This window comes from Bradyrhizobium sp. Y36 (assembly GCF_002531575.1).
GTDB lineage: Bacteria > Pseudomonadota > Alphaproteobacteria > Rhizobiales > Xanthobacteraceae > Bradyrhizobium.
Genome location: NZ_NWTI01000033.1, coordinates 1 through 24,131, shown reverse-complemented (window position 1 = coordinate 24,131; position 24,131 = coordinate 1). Strand labels below are relative to the sequence as shown.

The 24,131-nt window shown below is 63.9% G+C and carries 23 protein-coding genes; 9 read left to right on the top strand and 14 right to left on the bottom strand.

What is annotated here, in order from left to right; all coding sequences use genetic code 11:
• Positions 1–86: 86 nt before the first annotated feature.
• The 5 genes from CO669_RS33430 to CO669_RS33410 all read right to left on the bottom strand — a co-directional run bounded on the left by CO669_RS33430 (position 87) and on the right by CO669_RS33410 (position 4,592).
• A complete protein-coding gene (locus CO669_RS33430) occupies positions 87–458 on the bottom strand; it encodes a hypothetical protein (protein WP_097666713.1) in 372 nt (123 codons plus the stop codon).
• A gap of 62 nt (positions 459–520) precedes the next feature.
• Positions 521–904, bottom strand: a complete 384-nt coding sequence (locus CO669_RS33425; RefSeq protein WP_097666711.1) for a DUF5681 domain-containing protein — start codon at positions 902–904, stop codon at positions 521–523.
• Positions 905–1,045: 141 nt separating this feature from the next.
• Complete coding sequence (locus CO669_RS33420) at positions 1,046–2,332, bottom strand: site-specific DNA-methyltransferase (protein ID WP_097666709.1); 1,287 nt, start codon at positions 2,330–2,332, stop codon at positions 1,046–1,048.
• A gap of 89 nt (positions 2,333–2,421) precedes the next feature.
• Complete coding sequence (locus CO669_RS33415) at positions 2,422–2,844, bottom strand: hypothetical protein (RefSeq protein WP_097666707.1); 423 nt, start codon at positions 2,842–2,844, stop codon at positions 2,422–2,424.
• 524 nt (positions 2,845–3,368) lie between these two features.
• Entirely contained in the window at positions 3,369–4,592 is a 1,224-nt protein-coding gene (locus tag CO669_RS33410; RefSeq protein WP_097666705.1) for a phenylacetate--CoA ligase family protein, read from the bottom strand.
• An 86-nt stretch (positions 4,593–4,678) separates the two neighbouring features.
• Between CO669_RS33410 and CO669_RS33405 the strand changes: the two genes are divergently transcribed.
• Entirely contained in the window at positions 4,679–5,830 is a 1,152-nt protein-coding gene (locus CO669_RS33405) for an AGE family epimerase/isomerase (protein WP_097666703.1), read from the top strand.
• 3 nt (positions 5,831–5,833) lie between these two features.
• On the opposite strand, the gene CO669_RS33400 is transcribed toward CO669_RS33405, so the two are convergent.
• The 6 genes from CO669_RS33400 to CO669_RS33370 all read right to left on the bottom strand — a co-directional run bounded on the left by CO669_RS33400 (position 5,834) and on the right by CO669_RS33370 (position 13,006).
• On the bottom strand, positions 5,834–6,673 hold the full coding sequence (locus CO669_RS33400; protein ID WP_097666701.1) for an ABC transporter ATP-binding protein: 840 nt from the start codon (positions 6,671–6,673) through the stop codon (positions 5,834–5,836).
• 162 nt (positions 6,674–6,835) lie between these two features.
• Positions 6,836–8,119, bottom strand: coding sequence for an ABC transporter substrate-binding protein (locus CO669_RS33395; RefSeq protein WP_097666699.1), 1,284 nt, complete (start codon positions 8,117–8,119; stop codon positions 6,836–6,838).
• 48 nt (positions 8,120–8,167) lie between these two features.
• Positions 8,168–9,241, bottom strand: coding sequence for a branched-chain amino acid ABC transporter permease (locus CO669_RS33390; RefSeq protein ID WP_097666697.1), 1,074 nt, complete (start codon positions 9,239–9,241; stop codon positions 8,168–8,170).
• Between the two features lie 3 nt (positions 9,242–9,244).
• Positions 9,245–10,138, bottom strand: coding sequence for a branched-chain amino acid ABC transporter permease (locus CO669_RS33385; protein WP_097666695.1), 894 nt, complete (start codon positions 10,136–10,138; stop codon positions 9,245–9,247).
• 118 nt (positions 10,139–10,256) lie between these two features.
• Positions 10,257–12,188 (bottom strand): long-chain fatty acid--CoA ligase, encoded by a 1,932-nt coding sequence (locus CO669_RS33375; RefSeq protein ID WP_097666693.1) that lies wholly within the window; start codon positions 12,186–12,188, stop codon positions 10,257–10,259.
• Positions 12,185–13,006, bottom strand: coding sequence for an ABC transporter ATP-binding protein (locus CO669_RS33370; protein WP_097666787.1), 822 nt, complete (start codon positions 13,004–13,006; stop codon positions 12,185–12,187). Before CO669_RS33370 ends, CO669_RS33375 begins: the two co-directional genes overlap by 4 nt.
• Before the next feature lie 337 nt (positions 13,007–13,343).
• Here CO669_RS33370 and CO669_RS33365 point away from each other — a divergent pair, with 337 nt between their 5' ends.
• Entirely contained in the window at positions 13,344–14,024 is a 681-nt protein-coding gene (locus CO669_RS33365) for a Crp/Fnr family transcriptional regulator (protein WP_097666691.1), read from the top strand.
• A gap of 3 nt (positions 14,025–14,027) precedes the next feature.
• Here the strand turns inward: CO669_RS33365 and CO669_RS33360 are convergent, their stop codons facing one another.
• Together CO669_RS33360 and CO669_RS33355 are read right to left on the bottom strand one after the other, a co-directional pair.
• Entirely contained in the window at positions 14,028–15,290 is a 1,263-nt protein-coding gene (locus tag CO669_RS33360; RefSeq protein ID WP_097666689.1) for an MFS transporter, read from the bottom strand.
• Between the two features lie 123 nt (positions 15,291–15,413).
• Positions 15,414–16,253 (bottom strand): uroporphyrinogen-III synthase, encoded by an 840-nt coding sequence (locus CO669_RS33355; RefSeq protein WP_097666687.1) that lies wholly within the window; start codon positions 16,251–16,253, stop codon positions 15,414–15,416.
• Positions 16,254–16,402: 149 nt separating this feature from the next.
• Between CO669_RS33355 and purU the strand changes: the two genes are divergently transcribed.
• Positions 16,403–17,266, top strand: coding sequence for a formyltetrahydrofolate deformylase (gene purU / locus CO669_RS33350; protein ID WP_097666685.1), 864 nt, complete (start codon positions 16,403–16,405; stop codon positions 17,264–17,266).
• A 66-nt stretch (positions 17,267–17,332) separates the two neighbouring features.
• On the opposite strand, the gene CO669_RS33345 is transcribed toward purU, so the two are convergent.
• The gene (locus CO669_RS33345; RefSeq protein WP_097666683.1) at positions 17,333–17,620 is read right to left on the bottom strand and encodes a hypothetical protein; all 288 of its coding nucleotides are present in this window, start codon (positions 17,618–17,620) and stop codon (positions 17,333–17,335) included.
• A 585-nt stretch (positions 17,621–18,205) separates the two neighbouring features.
• On the opposite strand from CO669_RS33345, the gene CO669_RS33340 reads away from it, so the two are divergent.
• The 6 genes from CO669_RS33340 (at position 18,206) to CO669_RS33315 (ending at position 24,029) form a co-directional block, all read left to right on the top strand.
• Positions 18,206–19,384 (top strand): ABC transporter substrate-binding protein, encoded by a 1,179-nt coding sequence (locus CO669_RS33340; RefSeq protein ID WP_097666681.1) that lies wholly within the window; start codon positions 18,206–18,208, stop codon positions 19,382–19,384.
• 134 nt (positions 19,385–19,518) lie between these two features.
• Entirely contained in the window at positions 19,519–20,388 is an 870-nt protein-coding gene (locus CO669_RS33335) for a branched-chain amino acid ABC transporter permease (RefSeq protein WP_097666678.1), read from the top strand.
• An 8-nt stretch (positions 20,389–20,396) separates the two neighbouring features.
• Entirely contained in the window at positions 20,397–21,425 is a 1,029-nt protein-coding gene (locus tag CO669_RS33330; protein WP_097666676.1) for a branched-chain amino acid ABC transporter permease, read from the top strand.
• The gene (locus CO669_RS33325) at positions 21,422–22,177 is read left to right on the top strand and encodes an ABC transporter ATP-binding protein (RefSeq protein WP_011088691.1); all 756 of its coding nucleotides are present in this window, start codon (positions 21,422–21,424) and stop codon (positions 22,175–22,177) included. Before CO669_RS33330 ends, CO669_RS33325 begins: the two co-directional genes overlap by 4 nt.
• Positions 22,170–22,886 carry an ABC transporter ATP-binding protein gene (locus tag CO669_RS33320; protein ID WP_097666674.1) on the top strand — a complete coding sequence of 239 codons (717 nt, stop codon included), beginning with the start codon at positions 22,170–22,172 and terminating at the stop codon, positions 22,884–22,886. Before CO669_RS33325 ends, CO669_RS33320 begins: the two co-directional genes overlap by 8 nt.
• Before the next feature lie 24 nt (positions 22,887–22,910).
• Entirely contained in the window at positions 22,911–24,029 is a 1,119-nt protein-coding gene (locus tag CO669_RS33315) for a cobalamin-independent methionine synthase II family protein (protein ID WP_097666672.1), read from the top strand.
• Positions 24,030–24,131: the final 102 nt, after the last annotated feature.

The window sequence follows — 24,131 nt, the reverse complement described above, 5'->3', positions numbered from 1 at the left end:
CAGCGGGCAGAAGTCGCATCGCCCTATGCACCGCGATCTTGGAAAAGCATGTTTTTCGGTCTCGAGCGGGGTGGACGAGCTCCTCGTCAGGTTGTTCGGGGAGACCTACTCTGGACAATACCGACACCGTATTGCTCCAGGAGCTCCTCGGTATTCCAGACCTTCTCTGGAACGACGATTGGCTTACCGGCCGTCGCGGGGTCATTTTGATCGACTAGCTCTCCGCTTCGTTCGACAAGGCGCCACATGTTGGTCTGAGCATTCTTGTCACCCTGAAGAGCTGCAATGTGGTTCTTCAGGATGATAGCCTCGGCTAGCGGCACTTTTTGCTGCCGGCCGTTCATGGGAACCTTCACGGGCTCCATTGCAAGCCGCTTGAAGATGGCGATCACGCTGTCAGCCGCGTTCTCGGCAGAGACGCGGCCGGAGCGGCGACGCCTCGCTTTTGCTGGGGTCATTGGGGGCTCGTTCTTCTGATCTATCAATTTTTTGCTAGTCGTCCTACCGGGTGTATGGGGGATCAAGGGTTGGAAACATCGGCCCTCACGGGCTTTACAATGATGGGACCCGTGTTCCTAGCGGTTGCTCGCAGGATCAGCCCGGTGCGTTCCAGCAAATCAAGGAACTTCTTAAACTCGCGTGGATTCCCCGCCATCGCGTCTTTCAAGATTCGCCGGACGATGAGTTCTCGTCGCGAGATCGCAATCCCGTCTTTCGTGTGTTGGACCCCATCGAACAGCTCCTTGAGGTTGATGCCTTCGGGCCGCTTCGGGCGCCCCTTGGGATTGCCAGATGTTCCCTTAGCGAATTGCGCATGCCTGGGTGGACGCTTGTACCCAACCGCATACTCCGACGAAGTCCGCTCAAGCGCCGAAAGTGCGTCCGAATGGCTGTGCTGATCCATGTTTTATCGCGCGGGCTTGGATGTTTGGACGAGACGTAACACGTCAGAGGCGGCTTAGCGCTCACGACAATTGCGGAAAGGCAGCGGTAGCAATCGGGGGCGGCCCCGAAGCGAGACAAGCTCTTTGGAAGGGATAGGCAGTCAAGCCGCACGAATCTCCGCAAGCTCTTCAAAGGTCTCCTGCATGGGATAGAGCGAAGCCTTCTTTCCCGTGTACTGCTCCCAACGCCGCACCGCGACGTCGACATAGCCGGGATCAAGCTCGATCGCCCGGGCACAGCGACCAGTCTTCTCCGCCGCAATCAGAATGGTTCCGCTGCCGCAGAAGGGATCAAGCACGATCTGGCCACGCTTGGAGCAGTCCTTGATGGCGTCAGCCACCATGGCGACGGGCTTCACCGTCGGGTGCAGCTGCAGCTCTTCCATGCGGCCGGCCCTCATGCTCGTTGCCCCCTCATAGTCCCAAACGTTGGTCCGATACCGGCCGTGCTGACCAAGTTCAAAGGTGTTCGTATGCGCGGCAGACCCGTTCTTCCAGACGAACACGAGCTCGTGCTTGGAGCGATAGAACGATCCCATCCCGGCATTGCTCTTGTTCCAGATGCAGAGGTTCTTAAGCTCGGCATAATACCGGTCCCCTGCGAGCAGCATTTCCCGCATATGCCGCCAGTCCATGCAAATCTGATGAATTGAGCCGTCCTTAGAGTAGTAGCAGAGCAGCCGAAAGATCTTTGAGAGGAACGTGGTGAACTCCTCCTCGCTCATCTCACCCGACGCCATGGCAAATTCACGATGCTTGATGGCGCCAAGCCCTGATACATTGCCCCCGATCCGGACATTGTACGGTGGGTCCGTGAAAATGAAGTCGGCCCGCTCGCGGTCGAGGAGATTGCGGTAGACTGTGGGATACGTTGCGTCGCCACAGATGAGGACGTGCTTACCGAGGTGCCAGGTATCTCCGAGACGGCTCACGGGTGGACCCTCGCCGCGCTCCGGAATCCGGTTTTCCGGCTGCTCGGAGTCCTCGTCGAAGTTTTCGATAATGCAATCGACCTCGGCGGCTTCAAACCCCGTCAAATCGATGTCGAATCCGACCTCGGCGAGCTGCTTAAGCTCGATCGCGAGAATCGCGTTATCCCAGCCAGCCTTTTCAGCAAGGCGGTTGTCGGTAAGAACATAGGCCCGCTTGTCGGTCTCGCTCAGATGCGAAAGGCGTACACAGGGCGCCGTCTCAAGGTTCAGCAGGATTGCCGCCGCGAGACGGCCATGACCTGCTATCACCTGACCGTCATCATCGATCAGAATGGGATTGTTAAACCCGAACCGTTCGATGCTCTTTGCGATCTGCTTGATCTGCTTCGGCGAATGGGTGCGGGCATTTCCGGCGTAAGGCTTTAACGCGTCGATTGATAGGCGTTCAATCTGCAACGGACTTCTCCTGGATTAAAGTTCGTTTGGAGCGGGATTGCTCCAGGAGAAGTCCTTTCACGATCGACGGCAGAATTCGCTCACGAAAATCAGCGGTTACAGTGGGCCACTGAAGGATGTGGAAACTGTCGCTCAATCTCGGCGTCGAAGTCCTCGGAATTGGTGCAGCATTCCTCGCCATGAAGGTGCCCGCGCTTCCAAAAGGTGTGTTTATTGCGGAGGGTCGTCCAATGGATGTTCGGAAAGCGCTCTCTCACCCAATCGGTCAACAGCCCGTAAGCGCGCTCGCTGAGAGCCTTATGATCGGCGGTGCGCCGCTTCGCCACGTGGCGTGCCTTGAGCCGCCTGCACAGCCACGGATAGATCCGGTCGACCTGCTCGAGCGTAAAGTCCTCCAAGGCCGGGTTGTTGCGGGGCCGACCGCGACGCTTTGTGGCGGGAGGCTCGTGCCGGACGAACCATGGCGGATCGTTGCGAAGCTGCTGCGGCTGCTCGTCGAATGAAATGCTCATGTCGGTCTCCTTGAAGTCGCGGGTGCGAAGACGCTAGCGGAGAATGGAGCCGCAGCAGAGAGCGGCGCGCCGCGTTGGTAAACGCTCAAAATCCGATATTGCGGATTCGGAGGGCTATGGGGGGAGCGGGCGAGTCCAATTGGCGAATGTAGAGGCGTCCTATTGGATTTTCGGAATCCATCACAAGGCCGTGACAAGCGCTGGTCCACAATCGCCGCAAGAAGGGCCCCAAGCGATTCAGCTTGGCCACCCTCCTGCTCAGCTGCTTCCGGCTAAGGGGAGATCAGCGGGGCGTCGTGCGCGCTCACCCCGTGGTTGCCGGAAAGCTTCCCTGCTTCGGCTCGATATATTCGCTTTTCTTTGAGGAAGAATTCGCTGATCGCAGTTTGGTATTCCCTGTTATTTTCCATCCCGCCTCTCGCCAGTGGCGCACAAGTCCCGGAAATCTCGGGGTTTTTGCGCAGATCTACGGCTCAATGGGGCTCAGCTTTTGCGAATATTCGCTGTTACCTAAGCCAGGTCGACTACCGCTCGTCCGCGATCACCTTGCCGTCGTTGGGCAGCACGCCGGGGCTGACCAGCTCGACGGCTCCGCCGAGCTTCGTCACGGCGCGCAGGGTGCCGGCGATCTCTTCGCGCAACGCCTCGCTCGCAGCGGCCGTTTCCGCCTTCAGCGTCATCGCATCGCTCTCGCCATGACGGGTGACGACGAGGCGTAGTCGTCCGAGCGCGGCATGGCGGTTGCCGATCTCGGCAATCTGCTCGGGGCGGATGAACATGCCCTTGACCTTGGTGGTCTGGTCGGCGCGGCCCATCCAGCCCTTGATGCGCATATTGGTGCGCCCGCAGGGGCTCGTGCCTGATAGTGCCGCGGTGAGGTCGCCGAGTGCGAGCCGGATCCAGGGATGGTGCGGATCGAGCGAGGTCACCACGATCTCGCCGACGTCGCCCGGCGCGACGGGATCGCCGGTGCCGGGCTTGACGATCTCCAGGATCAGATCCTCGTTCACGACCATGCCCTCGCGCGCTTCCGTCTCGAAGGCGATGAGGCCGAGATCGGCAGTGCCGAAGGCCTGGTAGGCGTCGATGCCGCGCGCCTTTATCTCGGCCTGGAGCGAGGGCGGGAAGGCCGCGCCCGAGACCAGGGCGCGCTTGATCGAGGAAACGTCGCGGCCCGAGCCCGCCGCGGCATCGAGCAATATCTTCAGGAAGTCCGGCGTGCCACTATAACCGACCGGGCGGTAGGCCTCGATCAGCTCGAACTGCTGCTCGGTATTGCCGGGCCCTGCCGGGATCACGGCGCAGCCGAGCGCACGTGCCGACGCATCGAAGATGAAGCCGCCGGGGGTGAGATGGTAGCTGAAGGTATTGAGGACGATATCGTCCGGGCGGAACCCGGCCGCGAACAGCGCCCGCGCACCGCGCCAGGGGTCGGTCTGTCGCCCCTCCGGCTCGAAGATCGGGCCGGGAGAGGTGAAGAGGCGGGCGAACGAGCCGGGGGCCGCCGCCACGAAGCCTCCGAAGGGCGCGGAGGCCTTGTGCAGGGCGGGCAGTTCCGACTTGCGCAGCACCGGCAGGCCCGCCAGCGCCGCTCTGGAGGTCACGGCGGCGGGATCGAAACCTCTCAGCCGCTCGGCATAGGCCGGGGCTGCCGTCGCTGCGCGCAACACCTCCGGCAGGCGGGAGAACAGATCGGCCTCGCGCGCTGCTGGCTCGCGCGTCTCGCGGGCGTCGTAATGGGCGGTCATGGCTGTTCTTTCCGTGTTGGCATCCGTTGCGCGCCGCCACCGGCATGGCTATCAGACCGCCATAGGCAAGGCCTGGAGAGGACCCGATGGCGGACGTAGGAAACATTGCGGCAAATGAGGCTGCAGATGTCGTCGCGCGCCTGAAGCGCCGCATGATCGACGATGCGCTGCCGCTGTGGTCGACCGTCGGCTGGGATCAGGCCGCCGGCGGCTTCATGGACCGGCTGCACCGCGACGGTACTGCGGATATCGCCGCGCCGCGGCGCGTGTTCGTGCAGGCCCGCCAGATCTATTGTTACGCCAAGGCGGCGCAGATGGGCTGGTATCCCGAGGGGCGCGCCATCGCGCTGAAGGGATTGGAATATCTGCTGGCCAAGGCCAAAGGGCCCGACGGCCGGCCCGGCTATGTGCACCGGCTGACGCCGGAGGGCACGGTGCTGGACGGCCGGCGCGATGCCTACGACCATGCCTTCATTCTGTTTGCCCTCGCGACCGTCTACGCGCTCAACCAGGACGCGCGGATCCGCGCCGAGATCGACGCGCTGCTCGCCTTTCTCGACGGCCATCTCCGCTCGCCGCACGGGGGCGTGCACGAAGGCCTTCCGGTTTCGCTGCCGCGTCGGCAGAACCCGCACATGCATTTGTTCGAGGCGATGATCGCGTGTTTCGAGGCGACCCACGATCTGTCGTTCCAGAACCGTGCCGGGGAGTTCTTCGCGCTGTTCCTCGCCAACCTCTATGACAAGCGGAAGTGCGTGCTCAGCGAGTATTTCGAAGAGGACTGGTCGAAGATCGAGCCGGTCAGCGTCGAGCCCGGCCATCAGGCGGAATGGGTCTGGCTCTTGAAGGGGTTCGAACGCATCACGGGCTGTCCGACCGGACAGCGGCGGGCCGAGTTGCTCGCGACCGCGCTGCGCTATCGCGACGAGGCCACGGGCTGCCTGATCGACGAGGGGGACGACAGCGGCAACATCCGCCGTCACACGCGCCGGCTGTGGCCGCAGACCGAGATTGCGAAAGCGTGGATCGCGCAGGCCGAATCCGGCGAAGCGGGCGCGGCCGACGAGGCGCGCGCAGCGCTGGTGCGGCTCGAACGGCATTATCTCAGCCATCCCGTGCGGGGCGGCTGGTACGACCAGTTCGATCGCGACGGCAAATCGCTGGTCGACACCATTCCTGCGTCGTCGTTCTATCATGTTCTCTGCGCGGTCACGGAAGCGGAGCAGGTGCTGAGTTGAATCTCACAACCACCGCTTGCGCCGCTTGAAGCTCTTGAGGTTCTTGAAACTCTTGCGCTGGTCGCCGGCGCCGCCGAGATAGAATTCCTTGACGTCCTCGTTGTCGCGCAGTTCGTCGGCGGTGCCGTCGAGCACGACCTTGCCCTGCTCCATGATGTAGCCGTGGCTCGCCACCGACAGTGCGGCGCGCGCGTTCTGCTCCACCAGGAGGATGGTGACGCCGAGGTCCCGGTTGATCTTCTGGATGATCGAGAACACCTCTTTCACCAGCAGCGGCGACAGGCCCATCGACGGCTCGTCCATCAGGATCATCTTCGGGCGCGCCATCAGCGCGCGGCCGATCGCGAGCATCTGCTGCTCGCCGCCGGAGAGATAGCCGGCAAGGCCGGTGCGCTCCTTCAGGCGCGGGAAATAGTTGAAGACCATGTCCAGGTCGGAATCGACCTCGCGGTCCCTGCGGGTGAAGGCGCCGAGCTTGAGGTTCTCCAGCGACGTCATGTCGGCGACGATGCGCCGGCCCTCCATGACCTGGAAGATGCCGCGGCGGACGATCTTGTCGGGATCGATGCCGTTGATGGGCTCGCCCTCGAACAGGATCTCGCCGCGCGTGACCTCGCCGTCCTCGGTCTTGAGCAGCCCCGAGATCGCCTTCAGCGTCGTCGACTTGCCGGCGCCGTTGGCGCCCAGCAGTGCCACGATCGCGCCCTTGGGCACGTCGAGGCTGAGCCCGCGCAGCACCAGGATGACGTCGTCATAGACCACCTCGATGTTGCGCACGGCGAGGAGGGGCGGCGCCGGGACGACGGTGGGGGTGGTTCGAACAGCTTCTGTGGTCTGGGTCATGCGCCTTCATTCTCCGCTGTCGTCACCCGCGTAGGCGGGTGACCCAGTATTCCAGCGACGCCCGTCGTTCCCCGAGAGGCCGCGGCGTACTGGACCCCCCGCTCCAGTGCGCAATGCGCACAAGGCGGGGGATGACAGTTGTGCGTGTGGCGAAAGCTGAGCTCACCAGCCCAGCAATTCCGGCTTGCGCGGCAGCTCGACGGTCTTGACCTTCTCGAGCTTGATCGTGCCCTTGGCCATGAGGTCGTTGAGGTCGCCGTCGGTCGCGCCCGAGATTTTGGTGCGATAGAGATCGACCTTCAGCGTGCCGCGATGGTCCTTGTCGGTCCAGGTCGAGGGGTTGCAGACGCCTTCCATTCCGGCCGGCACCCAATCCTTCTTCTGGTAGAAGCCCTTCGCGACGTTCTCACCGGTGGCGCCGCCGTTCTTGACGGCCCAGTCGATCGCTTCCTTCATGTACAGCGCCGAGCAGACGGCCGCGACGTAGTGCACGGGACGATAGACCTTGCCGCTGGCGTCGGACATCTTGGAAATTTCCATCACCGTCTTCATGCCGGGTGCATCGCCGCCCCAGCTCACCGCGGTGCGCAAGGGGAAGATCACGCCGTTGGCGGCGTCGCCCGCCGTCTTGGCGGCGTTCTCGTCCATGCCCCAGACATTGCCCATGAACTGGATTTCGACGCCGGCGGTCTTGCAGGCCTTCATCACCGAGATGTTGGAGGCGGCGGTGTTGCCGAGATAGGCGTAGTTGGCTCCCGACGATTTCAGGCTCAGGCACTGGGCGCTGTAGTCGCCCGGCGCCAGCGCGAACACCAGCGGCGGCAGCACTTCGAAGCCGAGCTCCTGCGCCATGGCCTCACCGGCGGCCTTCGGTGCGTTCGGATAGGGGTGGTTGGCGCCCATGTGCACGAATTTCGGCTTGCCGGACTTGCCCTTGGCCTTCCAGTCCTCGGCGGCCCACATCAGCATCGCGCGCAGCGAGTCCGAATAGCTCGGGCCATAGAAGAAGTTGTAAGGCGCTGGCTTGGCCTTGCCGCTCGTGCCTTCCGGATCGGTCAGCGCTGCGGCATAGGAGCCGGACATGTCGGGGATCTTGTCCTGGGCGAGGAAGCCGGTCAGAGCCTCGGTATCGGCGGTGCCCCAGCCCATGATCGCAGCGACCTTGCTGTCCGGTGCCGACCACTTCTTGTACAGCGCGATCGCGCGCGGCACCTGGTAGCCATAGTCGTTGGTGTCGACGTTGAGTTGCTTGCCACCGACGCCGCCGTTCTTGTTGACCCAGGCGAAGGTGTCGGCGACGGCCTGGCCATAGGGCGTGCCGACGTCGGAGGTGCCGCCGGAATAGTCGGCGAGATGGCCGATCGCGATCTGCGCCTGCGCGCCGGTCGAAAATGCGGCGATCGCGATCGCGAGCGATGCGGTGCTCAAAAGGGACTTCATCGTCATGGGTCGGGTCCTCCTGTTTATTGTTTAAGTGAAGTTGGTTGCCCGCGCTCAATGCGAGAACGGGTAGAGTTTCCAGTACGCCTTGATCTGCCGCCAGCGATGCGCGAGCCCGTCAGGCTCGAACATCAGGAACGCGATGATGATCACCCCGATCGCGATCTCGCGCAGGAAGGTGATGTTGGTGTTGAGCGACAGCGCCTTGTCGATCGCGCCGCCCTTCAGGTACAGGCTGATGAATTCCATGGACTCCGGCAGCAGCACCACGAAGGCGGTGCCCATCAGCGTGCCCATCACCGAGCCGGTGCCGCCGATGATGATCATGGCCAGGAACAGGATCGAGCGTTCGATGCCGAAACCCTCCTGCGACACCACGAGCTGATAGTGCGCGTAGAGCGCGCCGGCGATGCCCGCGAAGAAGGCGGCGAGTCCGAACGACAGCGTGCGGTACTTCGTCAGGTTGATGCCCATGATCTCGGCGGAGAGATAATGATCGCGGATCGCCACCAGCGCGCGGCCATCGCGCGTGCGCATCAGATTGGTGACGAGGATGTAACAGAGCAGGACATAGGCCAGCACGACGTAGAAATACTGCTTATCGCCGCGCAGCGCATAGCCGAAGATCGAGAACGGATTCGCGCTCGCCGGCACCGAGCCGCCGGTGAACCACTCCGCGCGGGAGAAGAAATCGAGCAGGATGTATTGCGCGGCCAGGGTCGCGATGACGAGATAGAGCCCCTTCAGCCGCGCCGCCGGAATGCCGAAGATCAGGCCGACCAGTGCGGTGATGACGCCAGCGAGCGGGATCGCGAAGAACACCGGAATCGGCGCGTTGTTGGAAATGTAGGCCGAGGTGAAGGCGCCGAGCAGGAAGAATGCAGCGTGCCCGATCGAGATCTGCCCGGTGAAGCCGACCAGGATGTTGAGGCCAAGCGCCGCGATCGAGAAGATGCCGATCTGGATCAGGATGCTGAGCCAGTAGCCGCTGAAGAATTGCGGTGCGAGGCAGAGCAGCGCGACGCCCAGAATCGCGAAGTTGCGGCTCGTCGTCGTCGGGAAGATCGTGGTGTCGGCCGCGTAGGAGGTGCGGAAATCACCAGCGGGAATGAGGGCAGGGCCGGCCATGGGTCAGATCCGTTCGATGTCGTGGGTGCCGAACAGGCCGTAGGGCTTGATCATCAGCACGATGATGAGGACGTAGAACGGCGCGATCTCGTAGAGATTGCCCCAGTGCAGGTACTCGCTGTCGATATATTGCGCGACGTTCTCGAGCAGGCCGATGATGATGCCGCCGAGCACGGCGCCGCCGACGGAGTCGAGCCCGCCGAGGATCGCCGCCGGAAACACCTTGATGCCGTAGGCCGCAAGGCCCGAGGACACGCCGTTGACGACGGCGACGACGACGCCCGCGACCGCCGACACCGTCGCCGAGATCGCCCAGGCCATCGCGAACACGCTCTTTACGGAAATGCCGAGCGACTGCGCGACCTGCTGGTTGAACGCAGTGGCGCGCATCGCAAGGCCGTATTTGGAGGCGCGGAAGAACCAGGCCATGCCGATCATCATGGCGACGGAGACCACGAGGCTCATGACGTAGACGGTCTGGATCTGAAGGCCGAGCAGGCTGACCGACTGGCTCTCGAACACGCGCGGGAACGGCTGCGGATTGACGCCGAACATCCATTTCAGCGTCGCCTGCAGCACCGTGGACAGGCCGATCGTCACCATGATGACGGAAATAATGGGCTCGCCGATCATCGGCCGCAGGATGAGGACCTGGATCGCAATGCCGAACACGAACATGAACACCAGCGTCAGCGGCATGCCGATCCAGAACGGCACCTGGTACTTCGCCAGCAGCGCCCAGCACACCCAGGCGCCGACCAGCAGCAACTCGCCTTGCGCGAAATTGACGACCTGCGTCGCCTTGTAGATCAGCACGAACGACATCGCGACCACGCCATAGAGCGTGCCGACCACGAGGCCGTTGACCAGGAGCTGGATGAGGAAGGCGGTGTTCATGTATGGTGGACCTTTCGCCTCTCCCCGCTTGCGGGGAGAGGCCGACGCGCAGCGCGCGGCGGGTGAGGGGGAGCTCCCGCATGCGAGGCGGCAGCGGCGTCCGCGGCTATAGACTGCATCACTCCGCCGCCTCCGCCATGTGCCCGTGCCCGCCGAGATCGACCACACGCAGCGTCGTCCGCACGCGCTGGGTGGTGCCGTCCTGGAAGCGGATCACGGTGTCGACGGGGATGTCGGCATCGCCGCGGTAGATGGCGTCGATGATGCCTTCGTACTTCTCGTTGATGACGGCGCGGCGTACTTTTCGCGTGCGGGTGAGCTCGCCGTCGTCTGCGTCCAGCTCCTTGTAGAGCAGCAGGAAGCGCGAGATGCGCTGGGCCGGCGGCAGCGTGGCGTTGACGGTCTCGACCTCCTTCTGGAGCAGCGCATAGACCTCGGGCCGCGAGGCGAGGTCGCTGTAGGTGGTGAAGGAGAGGCGGTTCTTCTCCGCCCATTTCGAAATGATGGAGTAGCGGATGCAGATCATCGCCGCGAGCGCATCGCGGCCCGCGCCCAGCACGACGGCCTCCGCGATATAGGGCGAGAACTTCAGCTTGTTCTCGATGAATTGCGGCGAGAAGCGCTCGCCGCGCGAGGTCTCGGCGAGGTCCTTGATGCGGTCGATGACGACGAGCTGCTGGTTGGCGTTGAAATAGCCGGCGTCGCCCGACAGCATCCAGCCGTCCTTGATGTCGGCGACGCTCGCTTCCGGGTTCTTGTAGTAGCCCAGGAACATGTTGGGATGCCGCACCACGATCTCGCCGACGCCGTGAACGTCGGCATTGTCGATACGGATCTCGACGCTGTCGGCCATCGGAACGCCGGTGGTGTCGGGATCGACCTTGCCCTCGGGGTGCAGCGTGTAGGCTCCCAGCAGCTCGGTCTGGCCGTATAGCGTGCGCAGCGGCACGCCCATGGCCTGGAAGAACTTGAAGGTCTCGGGGCCGAGCGCCGCGCCGCCGGTGGCGGCCGAGCGCAGGCGGGTGAAACCGAGCCGGTCGCGCAGGGCGCGGAACAGGATCGCGTCGGCAAGGCCCGAGCGCTTGCCCTGCGCGAGTGCGGCCAGACCCGACTTCATGCCGACATCGAACATGCGTTGCTTCAAGGGCGTGGCGTCCATCACTTTGGCGCGGACGTCGGCGGCGATGGATTCCCAGACCCTTGGGGCAAAGAGCACGAAGGTCGGCGCGATCTCGCGCAGATCGTTCATCATCGTGTCGGGCTCTTCGACGAAGTTGACCTTCATCCGGCACAGCAGACCTTTGCCGAGCACGTAGACCTGTTCCATGATCCAGGGCAGCGGCAGTACCGAGACATATTCGTCGTCCGGACCCTTGGGGTCGAAGGCGAGATAGGTCGCACAATGGCCGAGCACGCGGCCGGCGGCGAGCATCGCGAGCTTGGGATGAGAGGTGGTGCCCGACGTCGTGCAGAGGATCGCGACGTCCTCGCCCTTGGTGGCATCGACCAGTCCGTCGTAAAGCTCCGGCTCCCGGGTGGCCCGCGCGCGGCCGAGCTCGGCGAATTTTTCCGCCGACATCAGCCTGGGGTCGTCGTATTTTCGCATGCCGCGCGGATCGGAATAGATGATGTGCTTCAGCTTCGGGACGCGGTCGGCGAGGGTGAGCAGCTTGTCGACCTGCTCCTCGTCCTCGGCGAAGACGAGCTGCGCCTCGCCATAGTTGAGGAGATAGGAGGCCTCCTCGTCGAGCACGTCGCGATAAAGTCCGAGGCTGAGGCCGCCGATGGCGTGCGTCGCCACTTCCGCCGCGACCCAGTCCGGCCGGTTGTCGCCGATGATGCCGACGACGTCGCCGCGGCCAAGGCCCATTTCGACGAGACCGAGCGCGAAGTCGCGCACGCGGGCCTGATAGTCGTTCCAGGTGAATAGTCGCCAGAGCCCGAGATCCTTCTCGCGCAATGCGATTTCGTTGCCGTGCTCCTTGGCGTTGAGCCGGAGCATCTTGGGATAGGTGTCGGCCTGGGCGACGCGTCCTGCGTAATCCATCATGCCGCGCTCTCCTGCGCGGGTGCAGCGTCATCCGGATCGACCAGCACTTCGTCTTCTTCGCCAAGATAGGCGCGCTTGACATGGGGATCGGCGAGCACCGTGGCCGGATCGCCTTCGGCGATCTTCTTGCCGAAATCCAGCACCATGACGCGGTGGGAGATGTCCATCACCACGCCCATGTCGTGCTCGATCATCACCACCGTCATCCCGAACTCCTCGTTGAGGTCGACGATGTAGCGGGCCATGTCCTCCTTCTCCTCGAAGTTCATGCCGGCCATCGGCTCGTCGAGGAGGATGAGACGCGGCTCCAGCGCCATGGCGCGGGCGAGCTCGACGCGCTTGCGCAGGCCGTAGGAGAGAGTGCCGGCGGTGGCCTTCCGCACCGACTGGAGGTCGAGGAAGTCGATGATCTCCTCGACCTTGCGGCGGTGCTCGAGCTCTTCCTTGCGCGCGCCGGTGAGCCAGTACAGCGAGCCGGTGAGGAAGTTGTTCTTCAAGAGATGATGGCGCCCGACCATGATGTTGTCGAGCACGCTCATGTGGTGGAACAGCGCAAGATTCTGGAAGGTGCGGCCGATGCCGAGCGAGGCCCGCGCGTTCGGCGTCAGGCCGGTGATGTCGCGGCCCTGGTAGAACAGCTGGCCTTCGGTCGGCTTGTAGCGACCGGAAATACAGTTCACGATCGAGGTCTTGCCGGCGCCGTTGGGACCGATGATCGAGAACAGCTCGCCCTCCCTGATGGCGAAGCCGACATCGGTCAGCGCCCGGACGCCGCCGAATCGCAAGGACACGCCGCGCACTTCAAGACTGGTAGCCACCAAACGAATCCCTCCCGGTGATGGCGCTTTTTAGCGGCGCTCTTCGTCCGTTCCTGCCCGGCGATCCTAGTACGGCGGTGCCGGTGAGGCCATGCAGCAGATGGTCTCGACCGGAGCCGCGCCACTCTCGTTCCCGTCAGGGATCAAAAGCCGCATCGCCCGAGGTGGTCCTCAATAGGGGAAAGCGCTATTTTGAAATGTCTCCCGGCTGACAATTCTGCGACAAAGTTTGCCGGGCGGCCGCGGTCTTCATCTTTCGTCGGATGGCGGCCGGAATTATCATGCTGCAATGCAGCAGAAGGTGGAGTGACGAAACGGTGCGGCTGGCCGCGACATCATGATTTCAGAAGATCATCTGAGGCGCGTCGCGGCTTGGTCGCGCGAGCTCACGCAGGCGGAGATCGAGGTCGCACGCGCCGGAATCACGGAGCGGTCCTACGGCACCGGCGAGACCGTGTTTATGCGGGGTGACACGTTTGCCTATTGGGCCGGGATGGTGGGCGGCCTCGCGCGCATGGGAGGGGTTTCGCGGGACGGCAAGGAGACCAGTCTGGCCGGGCTGACGGCGGGAGCCTGGTTCGGCGAGGGCAGCGTGCTCAAGAACGAGCCGCGCCGCTATGACGTTGTCGCGCTGCGCGACAGCCGCGTCGCACTGATGGAACGCAGCGCCTTCATGTGGCTGTTCGAGAACAGCGTCGGCTTCAACCGCTTTCTGGTGCGCCAGCTCAACGAACGGCTCGGCCAGTTCATCGGCATGCTCGAGGTCAACCGCACGCTGGATGCCACCGCGCGCCTCGCCCGCAGCATCGCCTCGCTGTTCAACCCGATCCTCTATCCGGAATCGACCGCGCATCTGGAGATCACCCAGGAGGAGATCGGTGCGCTCTCCGGCATGTCCCGCCAGAACGCCAACCGCGCGCTGAACCGGCTGGAGAAGGAGGGATTGCTGCGGCTCGAATACGGCGGCGTCACGATCCTCGATATCGAGCGGCTGCGCGGGTACGGGGATAAGGAATAGCCGTCACCGCGCATTGGCGGGGGCGTGAGATGGCCAGAGGTCGGCCCGCCAGCGGATCGCGATCGCCAGCATCGCGATGATGCCCAAGGCGGCATAGAGCGAGCCTGTCGCGGAATAGCCGATGACGTCGATCAGGCTGCCGGCGGCGAGCAATCCGAGCGGCAGGCCATAGATCACCATCATGCGCACGCCCATGACGCGGCCGCGCAGATGCGCACTCGCCGTCCGCATCAGGATCACGGCCGCCGAGATCATCGACATGCTCTGCGCGATACCGGCGAGAACGAGACAGGACATGGCCACCGGCATGGTCCTGACTTCGACGAAGATCAGCAGCATGGCGTACCAGGCCAGTGTCGCGCCGATCAGAAGCCGCGCAATGCGCAGTCCGCTGACGAGGCTCAGCGTGATGGAGCCGATCAGCGAGCCGACGGCGAAGCTCGCCGAGAGATAGCCGAGGCCGGTCTGGTCGGTCTGGAAGATCTCCCGCGCGATGTAAGGCAGAAGTCCGCCGGTGAAGGGAAATGCGGTGAGGTTGGCGAGGAACGCGACGCACAGCGCCGCGCGCATTCCCGGGCCGTTCCAGGCGTAGACGATGCCCTCCTTGAGGTCGCCGAACAGCCGCGAGATGGCGTGGCTGTTCGCGGGAAGATCGCTCGTGGTGACGGTTCTTGTCGGCCGGGTCAGGCAAAGCATGAGAAGCGCGGCCGTGAAGTAGAGGCAGGCGATCGCCACATAGACGAAGCCGATGCCGAGGACGGCGAACAGCCCGGCGCCGGTCAACGCGCCGGCGATGCGCGCGCTGTCCTGGGTCGTGCGCGCAACGCTGATGGCACCCACCAGCTGTTCGGCCGGCATGATCTCGGCGAGCAGCGCGCCTCGGACGCCGAGATCCGAGGGGCGGATCAGGCCCATGATCGCGACGATGATCATGACGCTCAGCGGCGACAGATGACCGCTCAGCGCCAGAACCATGATGGTCGACGACAGCACCGTATAGGCAAGGCGCATCACGACCAGGAGGTCGCGGTGGCCCATCCGGTCGCCGATCATGCCGAACACCGGCGCGACCAGGGTCCCGACGAACTGCAGCGAGGCCAGCACGGTCAGCAGCAGCACCGAGCCGGTCTCGACCATGATGTACCAGCCGAGCACGAGCGTCTCGACCTCGAACGCCCAGGAGGTGAGCAGATCCGACGGCCATTGAAAGCGGTAATTGCGGATGCGGAACGGCGCGAGCGCAGACGGTCGTAAGGCTGTGCTCAAGGCGCGATGGCTCGTGTCACGGCGATTCCTTGCCCCGTGTGGTTTCTTTTCATTTCCGGCAAGGTAGGGCCGACGACGCGGCTGTCAATCAAAGTCGCCGCATGCCGCTCCCGCGCTCAGCTCCTATCTGGTCGCCGCCGGCTTCCGCTCCGCGAGAGCCGCGGCCATCGCCGAGATCAGCGGGCGCATGAAATAGGCGTCTTCCGCCGGTGAGACGTCGGTGCGCAGGCCGTGCGCCGCAAGTTCGCCTGACACCGCCGGGCCAACCGACGCGATCAGCGTCTGTTCGAGACCGGCGCGGAGCTTGGCCTCGCTGCCATGCGCCTTCGCCGCCTCGATCAGGCGGCGGACCTGGCCGAGATTGGTCAGTGCAAGCGCATCGATCCGCCCCGCGGCCATGTCGTCGATCGCAGCGACGATGTTGGCGTCCGCTGCCCTGGGATCGTAGGCATAGGGCAGCACGGTATCGACCGCGGCGCCTTGCGCGGCGAGCGCGCCGGTCAGCGCGCTGTGGTCCTTGTCGGGATAGAGCTGAAGGCCGAGGCGGCGGCCCTTCAGGTCCAGCTTGCCCAGCATCTCGATCACACCCTCGGTGGTCGGCTTCTCGGTCATCTGCTGGGCGTCCAGACCGACCTCGCGCAGCGCCTTGCCGGGCTTTGGGCCGCGGGTGAATTTCCGCGTCTTGACGAGCGCGGCGACGAGGGCGGCATCGAGCCCGCGGGCGCGCGCAAGCTTCATGATCCGCCGCAGGCCTTCGCCGGTCATCAGCACGAGATCGTCGAGGGGCTCGTCAATGGCGCGGCAGATCCAGGCCTCGACCGGAGTGGGGTCGGGCGCATCCTGGATGGTGAACATCGGGCATTGCACGACCTCGGCGCCTTGTTCGGCCAGAAGCTTGGAAAACTGCGCTTCCTCGCGCGTTTCCAGGATCAGGATGCGGGTGCCGTTCAAGCGGTCGGCCATGGGGATGCTCCGGTATAAATCGCAATCGTCCGTTCATCCTGACTCTTGGCCCGGGATTGGCGCAAGGGTCGCGTCGGTGCTAGAGCAGGTGCAAATCGCGGATCGTTCCGCTGCACAAACCTTCATCAAGAGCCAGCCTGTTCATCAACATGCCCGATCATCAATATGTCCTGACCTTGTCCTGTCCGGATCGGCCCGGCATCGTCTCGGCGGTGTCGACGTTCCTCGCCCACAACGGACAAAACATTCTCGACGCCCAGCAGTTCGACGACATCGAGACCAACAAGTTCTTCATGCGGGTGGTGTTCGCCGCGGCCGACCTTGCCGTGGAACTGTCGGCGCTGCAGACCGGCTTTGCGGCGATCGCCGAGCGCTTCGGCATGGAATGGCAGATGCGCGACCGCGCCGCGCATCGCAAGGTGATGCTGCTGGTGTCGAAGTCCGACCACTGCCTGGTCGACATCCTCTATCGCTGGCGCACCGGCGAATTGCCGATGATGCTGACTGGCATCGTCTCCAACCATCCGCGCGAGGTCTATGCCGGGCTCGATTTTGGTGACATCCCGTTCCACCACCTGCCGGTCACCAGGGAAACCAAGCGCGAGCAGGAGGCGCAGATCGTGGACCTCGTCGCCAAGACGAAGACCGATCTCGTCGTGCTCGCCCGCTACATGCAGATCCTGTCGGACGATCTGTCGGCCAAGCTCTCGGGCCGCTGCATCAACATCCACCACTCGTTCCTGCCGGGCTTCAAGGGCGCAAAACCCTATCATCAGGCGCATGAACGTGGCGTCAAGCTGATCGGCGCCACCGCGCATTATGTCACGCGCGACCTCGACGAAGGCCCGATCATCGACCAGGACGTCGAGCGCATCAGCCATCGCGACACGCCCGAGGATCTCGTTCGCAAGGGCCGCGACATCGAGCGCCGCGTGCTCGCCCGCGCGATCCGCTACCATCTCGATGACCGCGTCATTCTCAACGGCCGCAAGACCGTGGTGTTCGTGGATTAGCGAGTGGCGAGTAGCGAATGGAACGGGTGGCGACATTCGCCACTCCCCGGTTCGCCATTTGCTCCCTTAACGCACCGCGCCGGCGGACGTCGGTCCCGTCGCACCCTTCTGCGCCTGCTCTTCCTTCTCGCGATCCGCCGCCGGCAGCAGCCGCTTGCGTTCGCGTTCCTTCATGTAGGCATCGTATTGCGGCGTGCCCGGCCGCGGCGGGGCGTCGGCCGGCAGGCCGCCGGCCCATTGCGGGATGGAGTCGCCCATGCCGGCGGAAAGTTTTTCGTTGACCGTGCCGCAGCCTGTAAGGGCCAGCAAGGCGACGACGGCAGCGATCGAAAGCGAACGGAAACGCATGGGCATCTTCTGGATCGTGCCCGATCGGGCGCGGGTCGGGTGAGGTGTGCCCGGGATGGGCGCCAAGGGCGGACTCTAATCCTCAATATGTAAAATTGGCCTATTCGAGGGTGGAAAATTCTGTATACATTAGGGTAATATAGTAGGGTATATCGGCCCTTGAACGATGTCTTCTTGCTGATAATGTATACAATACGTACTCAGCAGGACGGGGAATTCGCGGGCGCTGCGGTGCTTCTGACGGCGACGCGTCCTGGAATGTTCAGATTCTGCAAATGAGAGGCGGAATTATCCATCCACTCCGCCGTGGGGCTTCCTAAAGTGGCGCATCGGAAAACCTGCGGGCAGGCCGCGCAGGGATTTTCGTTGACAAGACCATTTTATTTGTACGATCGTACAAATCTCGTCCTGGCTGCTGTCGAGGTGACCGTGCGGCTTGCGCCGAATGGTCGCCCAACGTCCGATTGACAACGGGGTTACAGAGGACGCCATGTGGCCGTGCGGCATGGCTTGTCCGTAGATTAGAGCGCGGCAAGGACCGGGTACTCGGTCCAGGCACAACAGGTCAGGAATGAAGGGGAGGGACATCTGATGTTCGAACGCAAGATCTTTTCGCGGACCGCTGTGGCGGCCGCTATCGCAAGCCTCGCGGCCGTCGCGCCCGCCAAGGCCGAGGACAGTGTGAAGGTCGGCCTGATCCTGCCGATGACCGGCGGCCAGGCCTCGACCGGCAAGCAGATCGAGAACGCGATCAAGCTCTATATGCAGCAGAAGGGCGACACGGTCGCCGGCAAGAAAATCGAGATCATCCTCAAGGACGACGCTGCGATTCCGGACAAGACCAAGACCGCCGCGCAGGAGCTGATCGTCAACGACAAGGTCAACTTCATCGCCGGCTTCGGCGTGACGCCGGCCGCGCTCGCGGCCGCGCCGCTGGCCACGCAGGCCAAGATCCCCGAAGTCGTGATGGCGGCGGGAACCTCGATCATCACCGAGCGCTCGCCCTATATCGTGCGCACCAGTTTCACGCTGGCGCAGTCCTCGACCATCATCGGCGACTGGGCGGTGAAGAACGGCATCAAGAAGGTGGCGACGCTGACCTCGGACTACGCGCCGGGCAATGACGCGCTGAACTTCTTCAAGCAGAACTTCACCGCGGGTGGCGGCGAGGTCGTCGAAGAGGTCAAGACCCCGCTCGCCAATCCCGATTTCGCGCCGTTCCTGCAGCGCATGAAGGACGCCAAGCCCGACGCGATCTTCGTGTTCGTGCCGGCCGGCCAGGGCGGCAACTTCATGAAGCAATATGCCGAGCGTGGTCTCGACAAGGCCGGCATCAAGGTGATCGGGCCGGGCGACGTCACCGACGACGACCTGCTCAACAACATGGGCGACGCCGTGCTCGGCACGGTCACCGCGCATCTCTACTCGGCGGCGCACCCCTCGCAGATGAACAAGGACTTCGTCGCCGCCTACAAGAAGGCCTTCGGTAATCGTCCGGGCTTCATGGCGGTGAGCGGCTATGACGGCATCCACCTGATCTACGAAGCGCTGAAGAAGACCGGTGGCGACACCAACGGCGACAAGCTGATCGAGGCGATGAAGGGCCAGAAGTGGGAGAGCCCGCGCGGCCCGATCTCGATCGACCCCGAGACCCGCGACATCGTGCAGAACATCTACATCCGCAAGGTGGAGAAGGTCGACGGCGAGCTCTACAATGTCGAGTTCGCAACGTTCGAAGCCGTCAAGGATCTCGGCAAGACCAAGAAGTGACGCACGAAAGCGCGTCGTCCCGGGGCGCGCATTAGCGCGAACCCGGGATCTCGAAGTTGTTGAAGCGTCATTCCGGGGGCGGTGCATTCGCTGCCCCGGAATGACGAACGCCTACCAGGACCGATCAACCCTCGATGACCGCAATCCTCACCAATTTGTTCGATGGCGTCGCCTACGGCATGCTGCTGTTCGTGCTCGCCTGCGGGCTCGCAGTCACGCTCGGCCTGATGAATTTCGTCAATCTCGCCCATGGTGCCTTCGCCATGGCCGGCGGCTATGTCTGCATGGTGCTGGTCAACCGGATGGGCTGGCCGTTCTTCGCCGCGCTGCCGCTCGCCTTCGTCTCGTCCGCGGCGATCGGCATCGTGCTCGAGCGCACGCTCTACCGCCATCTCTACGCGCGCAGCCATCTCGACCAGGTGCTGTTCACCATCGGCCTGACCTTCATGTCGGTCGCGGCCGTCGACTACATCCAGGGTTCCTCGCGGGTCTTCATCAACCTGCCTGCCGCGCTTCAGGGCCAGTTCGACCTGTTCGGCGTCGGCATCGGCCGCTACCGGCTGATGATCATCGTGATCTGCGGCCTGCTCACGATCGGCCTGCAGCTGGTGCTGGCCAAAACCCGCTTCGGCAGCCGCTTGCGCGCCGCTGTCGATGATCCGCGCGCGGCGAGCGGGCTCGGCATCAACGTGCCGCAGGTGTTTGCCTTCACCTTTGCCTTCGGTTGCGGGCTCGCCGGCCTCGGCGGCGCGCTGAGCGCCGAGATCCTCGGCCTCGATCCGTATTTTCCGCTGAAGTTCATGATCTACTTCCTGATCGTGGTCACCGTCGGCGGCTCCTCCTCGATCACCGGCCCGTTCCTGGCCTCGCTCCTGCTCGGCATCGGCGACGTCGCCGGCAAATACTACGTGCCGAAGATGGGACCCTTCGTGATCTATACCATGATGATCGTGATCCTGATCTGGCGCCCGAACGGCCTGTTCGGCCGCACGGCCGCGCGTTGAGTTCGCCGATGAGCGCTGCTTCCGACGTCGGTCATTCCGCCCAGCGCCAGGCGCGCTGGCACTTTGGCGAGGTCGCCTTCTGGCTGGTCGTGCTGGCCTGCGGCTTCGCATTTCCCTCGCGTTATCTGATCATGACCGACATCCTGCGCCTTGCGCTGTTCACGATGTCGCTCGATCTGATCCTCGGCTATGCCGGCATCGTCTCGCTCGGCCATGCCGCTTTCTTCGGCGTCGGCGCCTACGCGGCGGGGCTGCTCGCGCTCCACGGCATCATCAACGAGCCCGTGCTCGCGCTTGTCGTCGCAGGCCTTGCCGCGATGGTGCTCGGCTTTGCCACCAGCTTCCTGGTGATCCGCGGCGTCGACCTGACGCGCCTGATGGTGACGCTCGGCATCGCGCTGCTGCTCGAAGCGCTCGCCGAACGCTTCTCCAACATCACCGGCGGCACCGACGGCCTGCAGGGCATCGAGATGCAGCCGATCCTCGGCCAGATCCCGTTCGACATGTTCGGCAAGGCCGGCTTCTTCTATTCGCTGACTGTCCTGTTCCTGCTGTTCCTGTTCGCCCGCCGCGTCGTGCATTCGCCGTTCGGCCTGTCGCTGCGCGCCATCAAGAACAATCCGCTGCGCGCCGCCGCCATCGGTATCCCCGTCAACCGCCGCCTGATCGCGATCTACACGCTGGCGGCGTTCTATGCCGGCATTGCGGGGGCGCTGTTTACCCAGACCACGGCGATCGCCTCGCTCGACGTCTTCGCCTTCGAGCGCTCCGCCGACCTCATGCTGGTCCTCGTCATCGGCGGCACCGGCTACCTCTACGGCGGGTTGATCGGCGCGGTGATCTTCCGCATGCTCCAGGAATTGTTCTCGACCATCACCCCGCAATACTGGCAGTTCTGGATCGGCCTCGTGCTGGTCGTGATCGTGCTGGTCGGCCGCCAGCGCCTGCATCGCTGGGTGCTCTATGTGCCGAACCTGGTCATCAAGCAGGTCGCGGGCCGCAAAGCGGTCGTCGCCGTGCCGGAGAGCGATTCATGACCATCGCGCTCGAAACCCAAAACCTCGAAAAGCAGTTTGGCGGCTTGCGCGTCACCCGCGACCTGTCCTTGAAGATCGAGCAGGGCGCCCGCCACGCGCTGATCGGCCCGAATGGTGCCGGCAAGACCACGGTCATCAACCAGCTCACGGGTGTGCTGAAGCCGAATTCGGGCCGCATCCTGCTCGAAGGCCAGGACATCACCGATCTGCCCGTGCACAAGCGCGTGCTGCGCGGTCTGTCGCGCACGTTCCAGATCAACCAGCTCTATCCCGATCTCACCCCGCTCGAGACCATCGGCCTCGCCGTCTCCGAGCGCCTCGGCCATGGCGGCGACTGGTGGCGGCGGATGGGGACGCGCAGCGACGTCAACGGCGAGATCGCCGATCTCCTGACGCGCTTCCATCTGCTCGACGTCATGAACGAAGAGACCGTGACGCTGCCTTACGGCAAGCAGCGCCTGCTCGAGATTGCGGTGGCGATCGCGGCCAAGCCGCGCGTGCTGCTGCTCGACGAGCCAGCCGCTGGCGTCCCCGAGAGCGAGCGGCATGACATTCTGGCCGTGGTCGGCGCGCTGCCGCGCGACGTCACCGTGCTGCTGATCGAGCACGACATGGACCTCGTCTTTTCCTTTGCCGACCGCATCTCGGTGCTGGTTTCCGGCGCGCTGCTGACCGAGGGCCCGCCCGAACAGGTCGCGCGCGATCCGCAGGTCAAGGCAGTCTATCTCGGCGAGGAGGCGGTCAATGTCTGACCTGCTCGCGATCGATTCCCTGCGCGCCGGCTATGGCGAGGCCGTGGTGTTGCCGAAGATGAGCTTGCGCCTCGCCGAGGGGCAGGTGCTCGCGCTGCTGGGCCGTAACGGCACCGGCAAGACCACGCTGATCAACTCCATCGTCGGCGTCACTCGCCGCTTCTCCGGCACCGTCGCGCTCGCCGGCACGGATGTCACTTCGCTCCGGCCCGACCAGCGGGCGCGCGCCGGCATCGGCTGGGTGCCGCAGGAGCGCAATATCTTCCGCTCGCTCACCGTCGAGGAGAACATGACCGCGGTGGCCCAGCCCGGCCCCTGGACGGTCGAGAAGGTGTACGAGATGTTCCCGCGGCTGAAGGAGCGACGCAGCAACTTCGGCAACCAGCTCTCCGGCGGCGAGCAACAGATGCTGGCGATCGGCCGCGCGCTGACCCTGAACCCGAAAGTGCTGCTGCTGGACGAGCCGACCGAGGGTCTTGCCCCCATCATCGTCGAGGAGCTCTTAAAGGCGATCGGCGCCATCACCCGCGCGGGCGGCATCTGCTCGATCATCGTCGAGCAGAATGCCCAAAAGATTCTGGGGCTGGCCGACCGCGTTGTGATATTGGAGCGCGGAACGATCGTCCACGACGCCCCGAGCGCCGCACTGAGGGCCGACCCATCGGTCCTGGAACGCCATCTCGGCGTCGCCGGGGCGGCGGCCCACTAGACTAAAATCTCCAGGGAGTAAGACATGCAGCGAACCAAAGCCCCCTTCCGCGCCGACGAGGTCGGCAGCCTCCTGCGTCCGGCCAAGATCAAGGAAGCCCGCAGTCGTCTCGAGAAGGGCGAGATCTCCGCCGACGATCTGCGCAAGATCGAGGACATGGAGATCGAGAAGGTCGTGCACAAGCAGGCCTCGGTCGGCTTGAAGCTCGCGACCGACGGCGAATTCCGCCGCTCCTGGTGGCATTTCGACTTCCTCGCCAAGCTCACCGGCTGCGAGCTGTTTCATCCTGACGCCGGCATCCAGTTCGCAGGCGTGCAGACCCGCCACGACGCGGTGCGGGTGATCGACAAGCTCGACTTCCCCGACAACCATCCGATGCTCGACCATTTCCGCTTCCTGAAGAAGGTGGCGGATCAGGCCCACGTCACTGCCAAGATGACGATACCTTCGCCGGCGGTGCTGCACTTCCGCGGCGGCCGCAAGTCGATCTCCAAGGACGTCTATCCCGATCTCGACGCCTTCTACGAGGACCTCGGCAAGACCTATCGCAAGGCGGTGAAAGCGTTCTACGACGCCGGCTGCCGCTATCTCCAGTTCGACGACACCGTGTGGGCCTATCTCTGCTCGCAGGACGAATTGCAGAAGGCGCGCGAGCGCGGCGACAATCCGGACGGACTGCAGCAGATCTATGCGCGCATCATCAACTATGCGCTGGCCGAGAAGCCCGCCGACATGGTGGTGACGACCCACGTCTGTCGCGGCAATTTCCGCTCGACCTGGATTTCCTCGGGCGGCTACGAGCCGGTGGCCGAGACCATGCTCGCTGGCACCAATTACGACGGCTATTTCCTCGAATACGACTCCGACCGCGCCGGCGGCTTCGAGCCGCTGCGTTTCCTGCCCAAGGGCAACAAGGTCGTCGTGGTCGGCGTCATCACCTCGAAGTTCGGCGAGCTCGAGAAGAAGGACGACATCAAGCGCCGTCTCGAGGAAGCCTCGAAGTTCGCCCCGCTGGAGCAGCTCGCGCTCTCTCCGCAATGCGGCTTTGCCTCGACGGAAGAGGGCAACATCCTCTCCGAGGAAGAGCAATGGGCCAAGCTCGGCCTCGCGGTCGAGATCGCGAAGGAAGTGTGGGGCAACTGAGCTGGCAAGTGGCTGCTGTCATTCCCCGCGAAAGCGCAGGGCTGTCCGGGGAATGATTCACTGTGACGCGGAGCATGCCCGGGTTTTCCCGGCGTGAAGCAG

Bases quoted from the DNA above. Each gene is read 5' to 3' on its own strand.
- CO669_RS33430 (WP_097666713.1), bottom strand. From the start codon at position 458: ATGACCCCAGCAAAAGCGAGGCGTCGCCGCTCCGGCCGCGTCTCTGCC.
- CO669_RS33425 (WP_097666711.1), bottom strand. From the start codon at position 904: ATGGATCAGCACAGCCATTCGGACGCACTTTCGGCGCTTGAGCGGACT.
- CO669_RS33415 (WP_097666707.1), bottom strand. From the start codon at position 2,844: ATGAGCATTTCATTCGACGAGCAGCCGCAGCAGCTTCGCAACGATCCG.
- CO669_RS33410 (WP_097666705.1), bottom strand. From the start codon at position 4,592: ATGACCGCCCATTACGACGCCCGCGAGACGCGCGAGCCAGCAGCGCGC.
- CO669_RS33405 (WP_097666703.1), top strand. From the start codon at position 4,679: ATGGCGGACGTAGGAAACATTGCGGCAAATGAGGCTGCAGATGTCGTC.
- CO669_RS33400 (WP_097666701.1), bottom strand. From the start codon at position 6,673: ATGACCCAGACCACAGAAGCTGTTCGAACCACCCCCACCGTCGTCCCG.
- CO669_RS33395 (WP_097666699.1), bottom strand. From the start codon at position 8,119: ATGACGATGAAGTCCCTTTTGAGCACCGCATCGCTCGCGATCGCGATC.
- CO669_RS33390 (WP_097666697.1), bottom strand. From the start codon at position 9,241: ATGGCCGGCCCTGCCCTCATTCCCGCTGGTGATTTCCGCACCTCCTAC.
- CO669_RS33385 (WP_097666695.1), bottom strand. From the start codon at position 10,138: ATGAACACCGCCTTCCTCATCCAGCTCCTGGTCAACGGCCTCGTGGTC.
- CO669_RS33375 (WP_097666693.1), bottom strand. From the start codon at position 12,188: ATGATGGATTACGCAGGACGCGTCGCCCAGGCCGACACCTATCCCAAG.
- CO669_RS33365 (WP_097666691.1), top strand. From the start codon at position 13,344: ATGATTTCAGAAGATCATCTGAGGCGCGTCGCGGCTTGGTCGCGCGAG.
- CO669_RS33355 (WP_097666687.1), bottom strand. From the start codon at position 16,253: ATGGCCGACCGCTTGAACGGCACCCGCATCCTGATCCTGGAAACGCGC.
- purU (WP_097666685.1), top strand. From the start codon at position 16,403: ATGCCCGATCATCAATATGTCCTGACCTTGTCCTGTCCGGATCGGCCC.
- CO669_RS33345 (WP_097666683.1), bottom strand. From the start codon at position 17,620: ATGCCCATGCGTTTCCGTTCGCTTTCGATCGCTGCCGTCGTCGCCTTG.
- CO669_RS33340 (WP_097666681.1), top strand. From the start codon at position 18,206: ATGTTCGAACGCAAGATCTTTTCGCGGACCGCTGTGGCGGCCGCTATC.
- CO669_RS33335 (WP_097666678.1), top strand. From the start codon at position 19,519: ATGACCGCAATCCTCACCAATTTGTTCGATGGCGTCGCCTACGGCATG.
- CO669_RS33330 (WP_097666676.1), top strand. From the start codon at position 20,397: ATGAGCGCTGCTTCCGACGTCGGTCATTCCGCCCAGCGCCAGGCGCGC.
- CO669_RS33325 (WP_011088691.1), top strand. From the start codon at position 21,422: ATGACCATCGCGCTCGAAACCCAAAACCTCGAAAAGCAGTTTGGCGGC.
- CO669_RS33320 (WP_097666674.1), top strand. From the start codon at position 22,170: ATGTCTGACCTGCTCGCGATCGATTCCCTGCGCGCCGGCTATGGCGAG.
- CO669_RS33315 (WP_097666672.1), top strand. From the start codon at position 22,911: ATGCAGCGAACCAAAGCCCCCTTCCGCGCCGACGAGGTCGGCAGCCTC.